Source organism: Cryobacterium frigoriphilum (assembly GCF_004403305.1).
Classification (GTDB): Bacteria; Actinomycetota; Actinomycetes; order Actinomycetales; family Microbacteriaceae; genus Cryobacterium; species Cryobacterium frigoriphilum.
In genome coordinates, this window is the sequence record NZ_SOHE01000060.1 from 66,607 (window position 1) to 80,736 (window position 14,130).

13 protein-coding genes and 2 tRNA genes are annotated in these 14,130 nt (G+C 65.5%); 6 read left to right on the forward strand and 9 right to left on the reverse strand.

What is annotated here, in order from left to right; genetic code table 11:
* Positions 1-30: 30 nt before the first annotated feature.
* From E3T55_RS14410 to pknB, 4 genes are all read left to right on the forward strand, one after another.
* Positions 31-1,344 (forward strand): FtsW/RodA/SpoVE family cell cycle protein, encoded by a 1,314-nt coding sequence (locus E3T55_RS14410; RefSeq protein WP_134520393.1) that lies wholly within the window; start codon positions 31-33, stop codon positions 1,342-1,344.
* Positions 1,344-2,798: a peptidoglycan D,D-transpeptidase FtsI family protein gene (locus tag E3T55_RS14415; protein ID WP_134520259.1), complete on the forward strand. Its 1,455-nt coding sequence runs from the start codon at positions 1,344-1,346 to the stop codon at positions 2,796-2,798. Before E3T55_RS14410 ends, E3T55_RS14415 begins: the two co-directional genes overlap by 1 nt.
* Positions 2,795-4,513 (forward strand): protein kinase domain-containing protein, encoded by a 1,719-nt coding sequence (locus E3T55_RS14420; protein ID WP_134520260.1) that lies wholly within the window; start codon positions 2,795-2,797, stop codon positions 4,511-4,513. The genes E3T55_RS14415 and E3T55_RS14420 overlap by 4 nt, the downstream gene beginning before the upstream one ends.
* A gap of 100 nt (positions 4,514-4,613) precedes the next feature.
* Positions 4,614-6,311, forward strand: coding sequence for a Stk1 family PASTA domain-containing Ser/Thr kinase (pknB, locus tag E3T55_RS14425; protein WP_134520261.1), 1,698 nt, complete (start codon positions 4,614-4,616; stop codon positions 6,309-6,311).
* 95 nt (positions 6,312-6,406) lie between these two features.
* On the opposite strand, the gene E3T55_RS14430 is transcribed toward pknB, so the two are convergent.
* The 3 genes from E3T55_RS14430 to E3T55_RS14435 are packed head-to-tail and all read right to left on the reverse strand — an operon-like array spanning position 6,407 to position 7,977.
* Positions 6,407-7,045 (reverse strand): aminodeoxychorismate/anthranilate synthase component II, encoded by a 639-nt coding sequence (locus E3T55_RS14430; RefSeq protein WP_134520262.1) that lies wholly within the window; start codon positions 7,043-7,045, stop codon positions 6,407-6,409.
* On the reverse strand, positions 7,042-7,203 hold the full coding sequence (locus E3T55_RS20310) for a hypothetical protein (protein ID WP_166791799.1): 162 nt from the start codon (positions 7,201-7,203) through the stop codon (positions 7,042-7,044). The genes E3T55_RS14430 and E3T55_RS20310 overlap by 4 nt, the downstream gene beginning before the upstream one ends.
* A gap of 9 nt (positions 7,204-7,212) precedes the next feature.
* Positions 7,213-7,977 carry a class E sortase gene (locus E3T55_RS14435; protein ID WP_241993075.1) on the reverse strand — a complete coding sequence of 255 codons (765 nt, stop codon included), beginning with the start codon at positions 7,975-7,977 and terminating at the stop codon, positions 7,213-7,215.
* A gap of 230 nt (positions 7,978-8,207) precedes the next feature.
* Between E3T55_RS14435 and E3T55_RS14440 the strand changes: the two genes are divergently transcribed.
* The gene (locus E3T55_RS14440; RefSeq protein ID WP_134520264.1) at positions 8,208-8,471 is read left to right on the forward strand and encodes a cell division protein CrgA; all 264 of its coding nucleotides are present in this window, start codon (positions 8,208-8,210) and stop codon (positions 8,469-8,471) included.
* Positions 8,472-8,624: 153 nt separating this feature from the next.
* Here E3T55_RS14440 and E3T55_RS14445 read toward each other — a convergent pair whose 3' ends face one another.
* The gene (locus tag E3T55_RS14445) at positions 8,625-9,458 is read right to left on the reverse strand and encodes a rhomboid family intramembrane serine protease (protein ID WP_134520265.1); all 834 of its coding nucleotides are present in this window, start codon (positions 9,456-9,458) and stop codon (positions 8,625-8,627) included.
* Between the two features lie 25 nt (positions 9,459-9,483).
* Complete coding sequence (locus E3T55_RS14450) at positions 9,484-10,023, reverse strand: peptidylprolyl isomerase (protein ID WP_119975778.1); 540 nt, start codon at positions 10,021-10,023, stop codon at positions 9,484-9,486.
* Between the two features lie 143 nt (positions 10,024-10,166).
* Between E3T55_RS14450 and E3T55_RS14455 the strand changes: the two genes are divergently transcribed.
* Complete coding sequence (locus E3T55_RS14455; RefSeq protein ID WP_134520266.1) at positions 10,167-10,691, forward strand: hypothetical protein; 525 nt, start codon at positions 10,167-10,169, stop codon at positions 10,689-10,691.
* 149 nt (positions 10,692-10,840) lie between these two features.
* On the opposite strand, the gene E3T55_RS14460 is transcribed toward E3T55_RS14455, so the two are convergent.
* From E3T55_RS14460 to gyrA, 4 genes are all read right to left on the reverse strand, one after another.
* Positions 10,841-10,913 (reverse strand) — tRNA-Ala (locus E3T55_RS14460).
* A 59-nt stretch (positions 10,914-10,972) separates the two neighbouring features.
* Positions 10,973-11,046 (reverse strand) — tRNA-Ile (locus tag E3T55_RS14465).
* A 95-nt stretch (positions 11,047-11,141) separates the two neighbouring features.
* Complete coding sequence (locus E3T55_RS14470; RefSeq protein ID WP_134520267.1) at positions 11,142-11,546, reverse strand: DUF3566 domain-containing protein; 405 nt, start codon at positions 11,544-11,546, stop codon at positions 11,142-11,144.
* Positions 11,539-14,082 carry a DNA gyrase subunit A gene (gene gyrA / locus E3T55_RS14475; RefSeq protein WP_241993088.1) on the reverse strand — a complete coding sequence of 848 codons (2,544 nt, stop codon included), beginning with the start codon at positions 14,080-14,082 and terminating at the stop codon, positions 11,539-11,541. The genes E3T55_RS14470 and gyrA overlap by 8 nt, the downstream gene beginning before the upstream one ends.
* Between the last annotated feature and the right edge of the window lie 48 nt (positions 14,083-14,130).

Genomic DNA, 14,130 nt, shown 5'->3' on the forward strand with positions numbered 1-14,130 from the left:
CCTGGCCCGAAAGTGCGTGTGCCGCAGAAGATGCGCCACCTCGAGCTGTTCCTGCTGCTCATTGCCTGCGGCATCAACGCGAGTGCCGTCGTGCTCGTGCAACTCGGCGCGCTCGGCGCGATCGACACCACCCTGCTCTACCTCGGCGTGACCCTGTCGGTGCTGGTGATCGCGCTCCACTTCGTGCTGCGGTTCGTGGCCCGCGAGGCCGATCCCTTCATTCTGCCGATCGCCACCCTGCTCAACGGACTCGGCATCGCGATGATCTACCGCATCGACATCGCCAACCAGGAAAGCGGATGGGAGAGCGCCGCCGTGCGGCAGACCGCCTGGAGTGGTCTCGCGATCGCCTGCGCCATCGCCGTGCTGCTGATCATCCGCAACCACCGCGTGCTCTTTCGCTACACCTACATCTTCGGTTTTCTCGGCGTGCTGCTGCTGCTGCTGCCCCTCGTGCCCGGCCTCGGCCGGGAGATCAGCGGCGCGCGCGTCTGGATCAGCATGGGATCGTTCGCGACCTTCCAGCCCGGTGAAATAGCCAAGATCGCCCTTGCCGTGTTCTTCGCCGGCTACCTCGTGCGCAACCGCGACAGTCTCGCCACGGTCGGCAAGAAGTTCCTCGGCATGCGGTTTCCGCGTCTGCGTGACCTCGGGCCGATCCTCGTGGTGTGGGCCCTGTCGATGTCGGTCATCATCTTCCAGCGCGACCTCGGCACCGCGCTGCTGTACTTCGGACTGTTCCTGGTGATGCTGTATCTCGCGACGGCCCGCATGAGCTGGGTCATCCTCGGGGTCGGCCTGTTCCTCGGCGGCGCCGTGCTCGCCAGCCAGACCCTGCAGTACGTCAACGGCCGCTTCACCAACTGGCTCGACGCACTCAACCCGGCCGTCTACGAAGCCAGGGGCGGCAGCTTTCAGCTCGTGCAGGGGCTGTTCGGCCTGGCCAAGGGCGGGCTGCTCGGAACCGGCTGGGGCCAGGGCCGCCCCGAGATCACGCCGGTGCCGCAGAGTGACTACATCATCGCGAGTCTGGGTGAGGAGCTCGGCCTGGCCGGCCTGTTCGCCATCCTCGCCCTGTACCTGCTGCTCGTTGCCCGCGGCTTCCGCATCGGCTTCGCCGGGCAGGACGACTTCGGCAAGCTGCTCGCCGTGGGCCTCGCCTTCGTCATCGCCCTGCAGTGCTTCATCGTCATCGGCGGCGTCACTCGGGTCATCCCGCTGACCGGACTCACCACACCCTTCCTCGCCGCCGGTGGCTCCTCCCTCATCGCCAACTGGATCATCGTCGCCCTGCTGCTGCGCCTGTCCGACACCGTGCGCAACCAACCCCGGCTGGTGGTCTAATGAATCGCGAACTCAAGCGCGTGAGCATCGTCGTGATGCTCATGTTCATCGCGCTGCTCAGCTCCACGTCGATCGTGCAGGCCTTCGAGGCCGAAAGCCTCAACGCCGATCCCCGCAACACCCGCACGCTCTACGACAGCTACTCCGTTGAGCGCGGCGCGATTCTCGTCGACGGCGACCCGATCGCCCAGTCAGTGCCGGCCGACGACAACTTCAAGTACCTGCGCACCTACGCGAACGGGCCGCTCTACGCATCCGTCACCGGCTTTATTCCGATCAACGGCGCCCCGACCGGCCTCGAGTTCGCCCTGAACAGCGAACTGACCGGAACCAGCAACTCGCAGTTCTTCGACAAGATCAGCGACATCGTGACCGGGGCAACGCCCAAGGGTGCGGCCGTCGAGATCACCATCGATCCGGTCGCCCAGCAGGCCGCCTGGGACGCCCTCGGCGACCAGACCGGGTCGGTCGTCGTCACCGAGCCCGCCACCGGCCGCATCCTGGCGATGGTCTCCAAGCCGAGCTACGATCCGAACCGGCTGACCGTGCACGACAACGCCGCCGTGACCGAGGCCTACGACGCCCTCGTCAACGATGCGGGTGACCCGCTCATTGACCGCGCCATCAACTCGCTGAACCCTCCCGGCTCGGTCTTCAAGCTCGTCGTCACCACGGCCGCCCTCGAGTCGGGCGATTTCACCCCGGACAGCACCTTCCCCAACCTGCAGACCTACATCGCACCCGGCACCACGAGCGAGATCGAGAACTCCGGCGGCAACACCTGCGGCGGCGGCGACACGGTGACCCTCGCGACGGCCCTGCGCCTCTCGTGCAACGTACCGTTCGCCGAGCTCGGCGTGCAGTTGGGCGACGCCGCCATTCTCGAGACCGCGAAGAAGTTCGGTTTCAACAGTGAATTCCAGATCCCGATGGATGTCACGGCGAGCATCTATCCCGAGGGCGGGCTTGACGACGCCTTCACCGCGCAGACCGCGTTCGGCCAGTATGAGGTGCAGGCAACGCCTCTGCAGATGGCCATGGTGTCGGGCGCAATCGCCAACAAGGGTGTGGTGATGCAGCCCAACGTCGTCGAAGAGATTCTGGCTCCCAACCTGAGTTCGATCAGCGCCTTCGAACCCCAGGAGTTCGGCCGGGTGATGAGCGCCGAAACGGCGGCCACCCTCACCGAGATGATGGTCAATGGTGTTCAGACGGGTGCCGCGAGCAATGCGAGAATAGACGGGGTCAACGTGGCGGGCAAGACAGGCACAGCACAGAACGGTTCGACAGACCCGTACACCCTGTGGTTTACCGGTTTTGCTCCGGCGGAAGACCCGGACTACGCAATCTCCGTTCTCGTTGAGGACGGCGGGGGAATGGGCCAGACCGGGTTCGGTAATCTACTTGCCGCACCAATCGCACAACAGGTACTAGAGGCGGTGCTAAATAAATGAGACCCACTACAGGGCTCACCTTCGGGGGACGATACGAGCTGCAATCGCGGATCGCCATCGGAGGCATGGGCGAAGTGTGGAAGTCCACCGACCTCGTTATTGGTCGTACGGTCGCCATCAAGATCCTGAAAGACGAGTATCTCGGTGACCCCGGTTTTCTCGAGCGCTTCCGCGCCGAGGCCCGCCACGCCGCCCTCGTCAACCACGAAGGCATCGCCAACGTCTTCGACTATGGAGAGGAAGACGGCAGCGCCTTTCTCGTGATGGAGCTGGTGCCCGGCGAGGCCCTCTCCACGATCCTCGAGCGAGAGCACACCCTGCCGACCGACAAGGTGCTCGACATCGTCGCGCAGACCTCGGCGGCCCTGCACGCCGCGCACGCCGCCGGCCTCGTTCACCGTGACATCAAGCCGGGCAACCTGCTGATCACGCCCGAAGGTCGCGTCAAGATCACCGACTTCGGCATCGCGCGCATCGCCGATCAGGTTCCGCTCACCGCGACCGGCCAGGTCATGGGCACCGTGCAGTACCTTTCGCCCGAGCAGGCGAGCGGCCACCCCGCCTCGCCGACCACCGACATCTACTCGATCGGTATCGTCGCCTACGAGTCGCTGGCCGGGCGTCGTCCGTTCACGGGCGAGTCGCAGGTCGCCATTGCGATGGCGCAGATCAACGAGATCGCGCCCGACCTGCCCGACACCATCTCCGAGCCCGTGCGCAACCTCGTCTTCGCGTGCCTCGCGAAGAACCCGGCCGACCGGCCGGCCTCGGCCGCGCACCTCGCGCGCGCCGCATCCGCTTTGCGCCGCGGAGACGTGGCCGCCGCCGCCGCCGCCGTGCCGGCCATCCTCGACGGCACCACGGCCACCGCCGCAACCATGCTGATGCCCGGTGCCGGCAACAACGACGCCACCACCATCATGCCGGCCGCAATTGTGGGGTCCCGCACCGATACCTCCGCCGACGCCGAGGGCAAGAAGAAAAAGCGCAGCCCGTGGACCTGGCCGCTCGTGGCCCTGATCGCCCTGCTCGCCATTGTGCTGACCGGCACGCTGATCGCCCTCGTCACGCAGAACAACGAGACTCCCGCGCCCGTGCCGACGTCGGCCTCGGCCACCCCGAGCAGCACGCCAACCCCCAAGCCGACCACCGCGTCGCCGACTCCCACTCCGAACACGGTCACCGTGACGCAGGCCGACTTCATCGGCCTGTCGAGCGCGGATGCGCGCGCCAAGCTCGAGGGTATGGCGCTCGTCGCGAATATCGAACCCGGTAATGCCGCCACGACGGGCGACGACGTGGACAAGGTGTACTCGGTCAACCCGACCGGACCGGTGCAGAAGAACGCAACGATCACCGTCAAGGTCTACGCCGAGATCGTGGCCCCGACCACACCGGGTGCCGCACCGACCGTTGCCCCCGCCGCCACGACGCCCGGAACGGCCGTCACCGTGACCTGGACCGACCAGAGCTGCCCGAGCGGGCAGACGCTGTCCGGCTATGAGGTTCTCGCCGAGGGCGGCGGCACGTCGTCGCCGGCCCCCTCGGGTGCCGACTCCAACTCGGCCACGGTCACCGCGGGCAGCTCGACGTTCACGGTCAAGTTCCGCTTCTTCTGCGGCCAGGTCGGTTCCGAGTATTCTCCGGCCGCGACGGTCACCGTTGCCGCCGTACCGTCGCCGGCCGCGACCCCGACACCCACCCCGACCGCGTAGTCAGGCGGCCACACAATACGCGGCTACACAGGGAAGGTTCGCTAAACTATCGATCACTGTGTGTTGAGGCAGTGTTCGGTTGAGCGCGGGGAGAGTTGCATTGTCTGAGGATGGCCGTTTGCTGGCCGGTCGTTACCGGATCGGTGCCCTAATCGGACGCGGCGGCATGTCTGACGTGCACGTCGGCACCGACTCCCGTTTGGGCCGAACCGTCGCGATTAAGCTTCTGAAGTCCACCCTCGCCGTTGATCCGGCCTTCCGCACGCGTTTTCGCCAGGAGGCCCAGGCCGCCGCGCGCATGGCGCACCCGACCATCGTGCGTGTCTTCGACGCCGGTGAGGAAACGGTCACCGACGACAGCGGCACCGAGACGCAGATCCCCTTCATCGTCATGGAGCACGTCGACGGACGTCTGCTGAAGGACATCATCCGTGAGGGTCCGATCGACGCCACGGAGTCGGTGCGCATCATCGACGGCGTGCTGACCGCCCTCGAGTACTCCCACCGGGCCGGTGTCGTGCATCGCGACATCAAGCCGGGCAACATCATGATCACCAAGTCCGGCCAGGTCAAGGTGATGGATTTCGGCATCGCCAGGGCCATTTCCGACTCGTCGGCGACCGTCGCCCAGACGACCGCCATCCTCGGCACCGCTTCGTACTTCTCGCCCGAGCAGGCCAAGGGTGAGTCCGTCGATGCCCGCACCGACCTATACTCCACCGGCGTCGTGCTCTTTGAGATGCTGACCGGTCGCACCCCGTTCCGCGGCGATACCCCGGTCGCTGTCGCCTATCAGCACGTGAGCGAGATCCCGGTCAAGCCGAGTTCGCTCAACCCGAAGGTGTCACCCGCACTCGACATCGTCGTTGCGCATGCCCTCACGAAGGATCGGTTTGGCCGCTACCAGAGCGCCGTCGAGTTTCGCACCGATGTCGAGACCGCGGGCGCCGGAAACGTGCCGGTGCACCGTTCGGTCGAAGAGGCCGGTGGCGGACTGTTCGGTTCGGCGCCGCTCGTCGCATCCGGTTCCGAGCTCGCGCTCAAGCAGCTCACCGAAGACCAGACGATGGCGCGCACCCAGCGCCGCCCCCCGGTCATCTGGGTGTGGGCCGGCATCGTGAGCGTGATCGTGATCGTGTTCGCCGTCGTGTACTGGGTGTACAGCCTCACCCCCTCCGACAACCTGCCCGACACCACCCGGGCGGTTCCCGCCCTGATCGGCCAGAGCTACGACACGGCGCAGGACACCCTCATCGACCTGGACCTGCCGGCGACTCGCGCCGAGGAGGCCAGCGCCGACGTTCCGGTCGACCAGGTCACCCGCACGGAGCCCCCGGCCGGTACGCTCGTCAATCCCTCAGAGGTCATCAAGGTGTTCGTCTCGACGGGCGCGCAGCCCGTCGATGTTCCCGACGTCACCAACCGTTCGATAGCGGATGCCCAGGCGGCCATCACCGAGGCCGGTCTGGTTCCCGGCTCGGTCACCACAGAGAACTCACCCACGATCGGGGCCGACGTCGTGCTGCGCACCGACCCCGAAGCCGACACCGAGGAACAGGTTGGTCAGACCGTGAATTTCGTGGTCTCGAGCGGCCAGGTGACCCTGCCCGACCTCACCGGTCAATCGCTGAGTGTCGCGACCGAACTGCTGCTGGGCAGCGATCTGGGCCTCTCGGGCGTTCCGCAACCCGACCAGGGCTGTGCCGCCGAACCCAACTCCCCGGTCACCACCCAGTCACTCGCTCCCGGCGACGTGCCTCAGGGATCCGTGATCACTCTCACCTACTGCGCCGGCTGACTCCGCCCTGACCCTGCTCGCGAGAGCGGGTGAGTCGTCGCTCTGACGACGTCAGACCGGCGAATCGCCCGCTCTCGCGGAAGCCGCTGTCCCGTTCAGGCCAGGCGCAGCAGCGGGTGCAGGCCCTGCGCGGTGGTCTGGGCCTCCGGCAGGCCGCAGAGCGCGAGCCAGTTCGCGAGCATGAGGTAGCCGCCCTCGGTCAGCACCGACTCGGGGTGGAACTGCACGCCGAGAATGGGCGCCGTGGCGTGCCGCAGGCCCATGATCACGCCGTCGTCGGTCTCCGAGGTCACGACCAGCTCGCTCGGCACGGTCGAGGCAACCACCGCGAGCGAGTGGTACCGCGTCGCCGTGAACGGCTGCGGCACCCCGGCGTAGAACGGGCTGTCGTCGTGCCTGATGACGCTCGTCTTGCCGTGCATCAGCTCTGCGGCATTGGTGACCGTCGCCCCAAACGCCTCGGCAATGGCCTGGTGGCCGAGGCACACGCCGAACAGGGGCACCTGGGCCTCCAGCGCGGCGTGCACGAGGGCGATCGACACCCCGGCGTCCCCGGGCGCACCCGGGCCGGGGGAGAGCAGCACGCCGTCATAGCGGCGGATGCGCTCACTCGCCTCCGAGACGTCGAACGCGTCGTTTCGCAGCACGTCGGTTTCGGCGCCCAGTTCCCTGAGGTACCCGTTCAGGGTGTACACGAAACTGTCGTAGTTGTCGATGACAAGGATTCGGGTCATGGACTACCCACCGTGGCTTCCTGATTGTTGACGAGCAGTTCGACCCAGGGAAAAACCCAGGTCGCGAGGGCATAGAGCGCGCCGACCAGCAAGAGCAGCGCGAGCAGAATTCGCAGCCAGAGCGGCCCGGGCAGAACGCGCCAGAGAGCAAGATACATCGGTACGTCCTATCCCGCGGCCTGCGCGGCAATGATGGGGGCGAGATCGGTCGGGGCGCCGGCCGAGGTCGGCTGCCAGGACTCAAAGACCCCGTACGCGATGATGCGTTCGGCGGTGGAGAGCAGGGGATTGCAGCTCGTGAGGGTAATGAGGCGGTCGACGGCCGCGGCATCCGGTGCATTCGGCACCGGTGCGATGACCTCGACGACCGAGGGGGAGACGTACTCCATGTCGCGGTAGCGGTAGGTGTAGTACCCGTCGGCGGTCTGCACGTAGATGGCATCGTTCAGCTGCAGCTCGTTGATCAGGTGCATGCCGCCGCCGTAGGCGCTGCGGTGTGCGGCGACGGCGAAATTGCCCACCTCGCCGGGCATCTGCGTTCCGGGGTAGTGGCCGATGCCGAGCCGGGTGCTGTTGAGCACGTCGTGGCCGGTGCCCTCCGCGACCGTGCGGTGGTAATCGGCACCAAACCGGGGCACGTAGAGCACCGCGAAGGCGTCGGCATTGCCCGGGACCGCCGCCACGATCGGGTCACCAAAGTCGGTCGCACTCGACGTCTCGCCGTCATCGTCGGGATCCGGTGAGGCGGATGCCTCCGCCTCGGCTTCGGCCTGCGCCAGACGGTCCTGCTCGATCCATTCCTGGCTGATCTCACTCGCGGCGTTGGATTGCTCTTTCGCCATGATCGCGTCGTTCCACCAGAGCTGCCAGCCGAGGAACAGCATCACGAGCACCCCCGCCGTGATGAGCAGCTCTCCCAGCACACCGATCACCGAGAGACTCGATCGAGAACGAGGTCGGGTTCGGGTTCGGCGTTCCGCGCGCCGCGAAGGGGCGACGCTGGTCTCAGCCGGTTCCGTCATGGCTCGAGTCTAACGGCGGGCTCCCACGGATACGCCCAGAATCAGCTGTGCCGGCGCCCGGCGCAGGCCGAGTGCTCGCCCGATGCCGTGCCGCATCCGCTCTGACCGTGCATGCAGCAGATAAAGGTAAGATCGCACCTATGGCACGCACCGATCCCCGCTCCAAGTCCGACCGCGATTCCAAGCCGGCCCGCGAAACGGTCGTCCGTTCGGGCGAGCAAGCGCCAAACGCGGTCTGGTTCAAGCCGGTCATGTTCGGTTTCATGCTTCTCGGCCTGGCCTGGATCATCGTGTTCTACTGGAGCCAGAGCGAACTGCCGATTCCGGCGCTCGGCTCGTGGAACATTCTCGTGGGCTTCGGAATCGCCTTCATCGGCTTTCTGATGACCACTCGCTGGCGCTAGAACGCCACACCCCCGAATTGGGGAGCGCGCTTTTCCCCCCTTGCTGAGTCGAGTTACACGGGTGTAATTATCCCCATGTGGAAACTCCTGTGGATAACTTCGGGCCCGTGAACAGGGCGTTAACACTCGCCCAACGGGGCATTGAGTTCCGCCTCAGACGAACAGAAACCAGCACGAAAGCGCCACCAGCACCGCGGCGACAGAGCCGATCAGCAGCGTCTGCAGTGACTTGTGACGGATGCGCCGGGTCTGCACGTAGATCAGCCCGATGATGGCCCCGCCGATCAGACCGCCGACGTGTGCCTGCCACGAGACATTGAGGCCGGGCAGAAACCCGATCACGAGGTTGATGCCCACGAGCACGAGCAGTTGCGTGGCATTGCCGCCGAGGCGCCGCTGAATGACCAGAAACGCGCCCATGAGGCCGAAGATGGCTCCGGAAGCCCCCACCACGCCGACGGCGGGATTGGACAGGAAGAGCACTCCGAGTGACCCGGCCAGACCGCCGAGCAGGTACAGGGCAAGGAATCGCCAGCGGCCGAGCATGGGCTCAAGCAGTTGGCCGAAGATCCACAGCGTGTACATATTGAGCAGCACGTGAAAGATCGAGCCGTGAACGAGCACGCTCGTGAGCATGCGCCACGGCTCGAAGCTGCCGGGATAGGAGTAGGCGCCGGCGTAGAGCATCAGGTTCGTGATCTGACTGCCGAGCAGGAACTGCAGCGCGTAGACGAAGAGGGTGATGCCGATGATGCCGAAGGTGACGGCGGGCTTACCCTGGCCCGTCAGCCGGGTCAGAATCGCCGGCTTGGTGCGTGGTGCGTTCCTGCGCTGCTCACTCATGCACTCGGGGCAGATGACGCCCACGGCGCCCTGCGTCTGGCATTCGGGGCAGATGGTGCGGCCACAGCGCTGGCAGAGAATGAAACTCTGCCGACCCGGGTGTCGGTAACACGAATTGGCGCCCGAGGTCGGCAGATCACTCATCTTGAGGTGTGGGTTCTGGGTGTGACTAGACGGACTCGACGGAGACGCTCTCGATGACGACGTCCTTCAGGGGCCGGTCACGGCCATCCGTCGCGACGGTCGCGAGCTGCGCGACGATGGCACGCGAGGCCTCGTCTTCGACGGCGCCGAAGATGGTGTGCTTGCCCTGCAGCCAGGTCGTCGGGACGACGGTGATGAAGAACTGCGAGCCGTTGGTGCCGCGGCCACCCTGCAGGCCGGCGTTGGCCATGGCCAGCACGTAGGGCTGCGTGAAGTCGAGGTCGGGGCTGATTTCGTCGTCGAACTGGTAGCCGGGGCCACCGGTGCCCTGGCCGAGCGGGTCGCCGGCCTGAATCATGAAGTCCTTGATGATGCGGTGGAACACGGTGCCGTCGTAGAGGGGAGTGGTCGACTTGACGCCCGTGGCCGGGTGCTTCCACTCGATCTCACCGGTGGCCAGACCCACGAAGTTCTTGACGGTCTTCGGCGCGTGATTGCCGAAGAGGTTGACCTTGATCGGTCCGAGGGTGGTGTTCAGGGTGGCGACAGCAGTGTGCTTAGACATGCTGCAATTCTTGCACAACGCACACTTTGGTTCCTGTTTGGAAAGCGTTTGGCAGCAAGACCCGCGCGGATACTCAGAGCGCTCCCAGTCGATTCAGTGGCAGGATGGGGTTATTCGCCACACGATTACAATGGAGGGTCCAGATGAGCCTGTCACGCAAGCGCCGCAAGGAACTCATTCGCCTGCGCAAGAGCGCTGACGAACTGTGGAGCCACCAGCAGGAAGTGTTGGATCGCGCCAACACCGTAGCCCGGGAAGCCGGCCACCAGGCCAGCGTGCTCACCCGTGAAGAAGTTGTCCCCCGCGTTCGCGAGGGATACGAGCACTACCTGCGTCCCGGCGTCACCGCCACGCAGGACCTCGCCGATGGTGTGCGCCGCCGCGTCGTGCACGACGTGCTGCCGGGAATCGGCACCGCGATCGGCACCGTCATGAGCGTCGGTGACGTCGCCCGTGACGCGCGCGTGCGCGCGGCCCTGACCCGTCTGCACCTGCAGAAGCCCGTCATCGTCGAATCCAAGGGCCCCGGGGTCGGGTCGTACCTCGCGATCGGTTTCGCCGTGGTCGCCGCTGTGGGCGTCGCCTACGCCGTCTGGCAGACCTTCCGCGCCGACGACGAGCTCTGGGTCGCCGACGACGAGCTCGACGCGGCCGTGCGCGAGGCCTAAACCACGCCACATCCGTTATCGAAGGCCCGCATCCGTTGGATGCGGGCCTTCGGTCGTTCAGGCGGAGCAGAGCCAAAAAAAGCCCGACCCAGGGGCCGAGCTGACGATGTCTGCGAAATGTTCGAAGCGATGCTGTTCGAAGCGATCTGTGGAGCCACGGGGAATCGAACCCCGGACCTCCTGCTTGCAAAGCAGGCGCTCTACCAATTGAGCTATGGCCCCGACTCTTCACCGGCTGTAACGCGGGAAGACGAACGGTCGTGCGGCAAATCTATGTTGCGTGGGGATACCGGGATTTGAACCTGGGACCTCTTCATTATCAGTGAAGCGCTCTAACCAACTGAGCTATATCCCCCCGTGGAGCAGATTAGAGACTACCTGAATCTGGGCGAAACCTGAAATCGAGCGCCACTTTCATCGAAAGTGGCGCTCCACGCCCACAGGATCACGCTAGTTGTTCGTGAAGCCGACGAGCAGTCCGCCGGTGATCTTGACGCTCAGGTTGTACAGAACGGCGTAGATCGCGCCCAGAGCGGTGATCACAACCGTGTTCAGCACCGCCACGACGACCGCGAAGCCCATGACGTTGGCCACCGAGAGAATGCTCGTCAGATCCGACGAACTGCCCGCGATGTCGGTGTACAGGGCGTCGGCCTTGGCAAAGATGCCGGTCTGGTTCAACACCGTGAAGATCAGGAAGGTGGCGACGATCGTGACGATCGCCAGGCAGATGGCGACCAGGAACGACAGCTTCACGCTCGACCAGAAGTCGACGTACACCAGTTTGAGACGCACCTGCTTGGTCGACGTCTGACGGGTCGATTTCTTGGCTAGTTTCTCTGCAACGCTACTCATTGGGCGATTCTACTTTCCCCGAATCACTTTCCGGTGTACCGTCTGCTTCTTCGACGACCAGATTGCGTTCGATGTTCTTCGCGATCGAAATGATGCGGTCTTCGTCCGCGAACTTCGCAAAGACCACGCCCATGGTATCCCGGCCCTTGGCCGGAACCTCGGCAACATTGGAACGAATGACCTTGCCACTGGCCAGAACCACGAGAACCTCGTCCTGCTCGCCGACGATGAGCGACCCCACGAGGTCGCCTCGGTCATCGTTGAGCTTGGCGACCTTGATGCCCAGGCCGCCGCGGTTCTGCAGGCGGTACTGGTCGGCCGCGGTGCGCTTGGCGTAGCCGCCCTCGGTGACGACGAACACGTATCCGTCGTCGGCGATCACGGAGGCGTCGAGCAGGGTGTCGTCCCCGCGGAAGTGCATGCCGATGACCCCGGAGGTGCTGCGGCCCATGGGGCGCAGGGCCTCGTCGGTCGCGGTGAAGCGAATGGACATGCCCTTACGGGAGACCAGCATGAGGTCGGAGTCGTCGTCGACGAGCAGCGCGGAGACGAGCTCGTCGCCCTCACGCAGCTTGATGGCGATGATGCCGCCGGTGCGGTTGGTGTCGTATTCGCTCAGTGCGGTCTTCTTGATCAGGCCGTCGCGGGTGGCGAGCGTGAGGTACTGGGCAACCTCGTAGTCGCGGATGTCGAGGATTTGGGCGATCTCTTCACCCGGCTGCATGGCAAGCAGGTTGGCGACGTGCTGGCCCTTGGCGTCCCGCCCGGATTCCTGCGCCTCGTAGGCCTTGGCACGGTACACCCGGCCGGTGTTGGTGAAGAACAACAGCCAGTGGTGGGTCGTGGTGACGAAGAAGTGCTCCACCACGTCGTCGGCGCGCAGCTGCGCGCCCTTGACGCCCTTGCCGCCGCGGTGCTGGTTGCGGTAGTTGTCGCTGCGGGTGCGCTTGATGTAGCCGCCACGGGTGACGGTGACGACCATTTCCTCTTCGGGAATGAGGTCTTCGATCGACATGTCGCCGTCGTAGCCCATCATGATCTCGGTGCGGCGGTCATCGCCGAACTTGTTCGTGATCTCGGCGAGCTCGTCCTTGATGATCGTGCGCTGACGTTCCGGGCTCGCGAGGATCGACTTGAATTCGACGATCTGCAGCTCGAGGTCGGCGGCCTGGTCGATGATCTTCTGACGCTCGAGGGCGGCCAGGCGACGCAGCTGCATGGTGAGGATCGCGTCGGCCTGCAGCTTGTCGACCTGCAGCAGGTCCATCAGGCCTTCACGGGCGTCGTCGACGGTATTCGAGCGACGGATGAGCGCGATCACCTCGTCGAGGGCGTCGAGCGCCTTCAGGTAGCCGCGCAGAATGTGTGCCTCTGCCTCGGCCTTCTTCAGACGGAACTGGGTGCGCCGAACGATGACCTCGATCTGGTGCGCCACCCAGGCGCTGATGAAGCCGTCGAGGGCGAGAGTGCGGGGCACCCCGTCGACGATGGCGAGCATGTTCGCGCCGAAGTTTTCCTGCAGCGGGGTGTGCTTGTAGAGGTTGTTGAGCACGACCTTCGGCACCGCGTCGCGCTTGAGCACGATGACGAGGCGCTGGCCGGTACGACCGGAGGTCTCGTCGCGGATGTCGGCGATACCGCTGATCTTCGCGTCTTTGACGAGGTCGGCGATCTTGATCGCGAGGTTGTCGGGGTTGACCTGGTACGGCAGCTCGGTGATCACGAGGCAGGTGCGACCCTGCAGCTCTTCGATGCTGACGACGGCGCGCATCGTGATGGAGCCGCGTCCCGTGCGGTAGGCCTCCTGGATACCCTTGACGCCGAGGATCTGGGCGCCGGTGGGAAAGTCGGGTCCCTTGATGCGCAGGATCAGGGCTTCGAGCAGCTCGTCGCGGGTGGCGTCGGGGTTGTCGAGATACCACTGGGCGCCGGCGGCGACCTCACGGAGGTTGTGCGGGGGAATGTTGGTGGCCATACCCACGGCGATGCCGACGGAACCATTGACGAGCAGGTTCGGGAAGCGGGCGGGCAGCACGGTCGGTTCGAGTGTGCGGCCGTCGTAGTTGTCCTGAAAATCGACGGTGTCTTCGTCGATGTCGCGCACCATTTCCAGGGCGAGCGGGGCCATCTTGGTTTCGGTGTACCGGGGGGCGGCGGCGCCGTCGTTGCCGGGGGAGCCGAAGTTGCCCTGGCCGAGAGCCAGCGGGTAGCGCAGGCTCCACGGCTGAACGAGACGCACGAGGGCGTCGTAGATCGAGGAGTCACCGTGCGGGTGGAACTGACCCATCACGTCGCCGACCACACGAGCGCACTTCGAGAACGCCTTGTCGGGGCGGTAGCCACCGTCGAACATGGCGTAGATCACGCGGCGGTGCACGGGCTTCATGCCATCGCGCACGTCGGGCAGCGCACGCCCGACGATGACGCTCATCGCGTAATCGAGGTAGGAGCGCTGCATCTCGAGCTGCAGGTCGACCTGGTCGATCTTGCCGTGCTGGGTCAGGTGCGCGGCCGCAGCCGCGGCATCCGCTGCCAGAATCGCGCCCTCCGCGTTGGCCTCGGGGGTCGCCTCGGGGCCGGTGGA

What these genes read in the sequence shown, in the direction of transcription:
- E3T55_RS14410 (WP_134520393.1), top strand. Translation starts at nt 31, where the DNA reads ATGCGCCACCTCGAGCTGTTCCTGCTGCTCATTGCCTGCGGCATCAAC.
- E3T55_RS20310 (WP_166791799.1), bottom strand. Translation starts at nt 7,203, where the DNA reads ATGTATCTTGCTCTCTGGCGCGTTCTGCCCGGGCCGCTCTGGCTGCGA.
- E3T55_RS14445 (WP_134520265.1), bottom strand. Translation starts at nt 9,458, where the DNA reads ATGAGTGATCTGCCGACCTCGGGCGCCAATTCGTGTTACCGACACCCG.
- E3T55_RS14420 (WP_134520260.1), top strand. Translation starts at nt 2,795, where the DNA reads ATGAGACCCACTACAGGGCTCACCTTCGGGGGACGATACGAGCTGCAA.
- E3T55_RS14455 (WP_134520266.1), top strand. Translation starts at nt 10,167, where the DNA reads ATGAGCCTGTCACGCAAGCGCCGCAAGGAACTCATTCGCCTGCGCAAG.
- E3T55_RS14415 (WP_134520259.1), top strand. Translation starts at nt 1,344, where the DNA reads ATGAATCGCGAACTCAAGCGCGTGAGCATCGTCGTGATGCTCATGTTC.
- E3T55_RS14450 (WP_119975778.1), bottom strand. Translation starts at nt 10,023, where the DNA reads ATGTCTAAGCACACTGCTGTCGCCACCCTGAACACCACCCTCGGACCG.
- E3T55_RS14430 (WP_134520262.1), bottom strand. Translation starts at nt 7,045, where the DNA reads ATGACCCGAATCCTTGTCATCGACAACTACGACAGTTTCGTGTACACC.
- E3T55_RS14440 (WP_134520264.1), top strand. Translation starts at nt 8,208, where the DNA reads ATGGCACGCACCGATCCCCGCTCCAAGTCCGACCGCGATTCCAAGCCG.
- E3T55_RS14470 (WP_134520267.1), bottom strand. Translation starts at nt 11,546, where the DNA reads ATGAGTAGCGTTGCAGAGAAACTAGCCAAGAAATCGACCCGTCAGACG.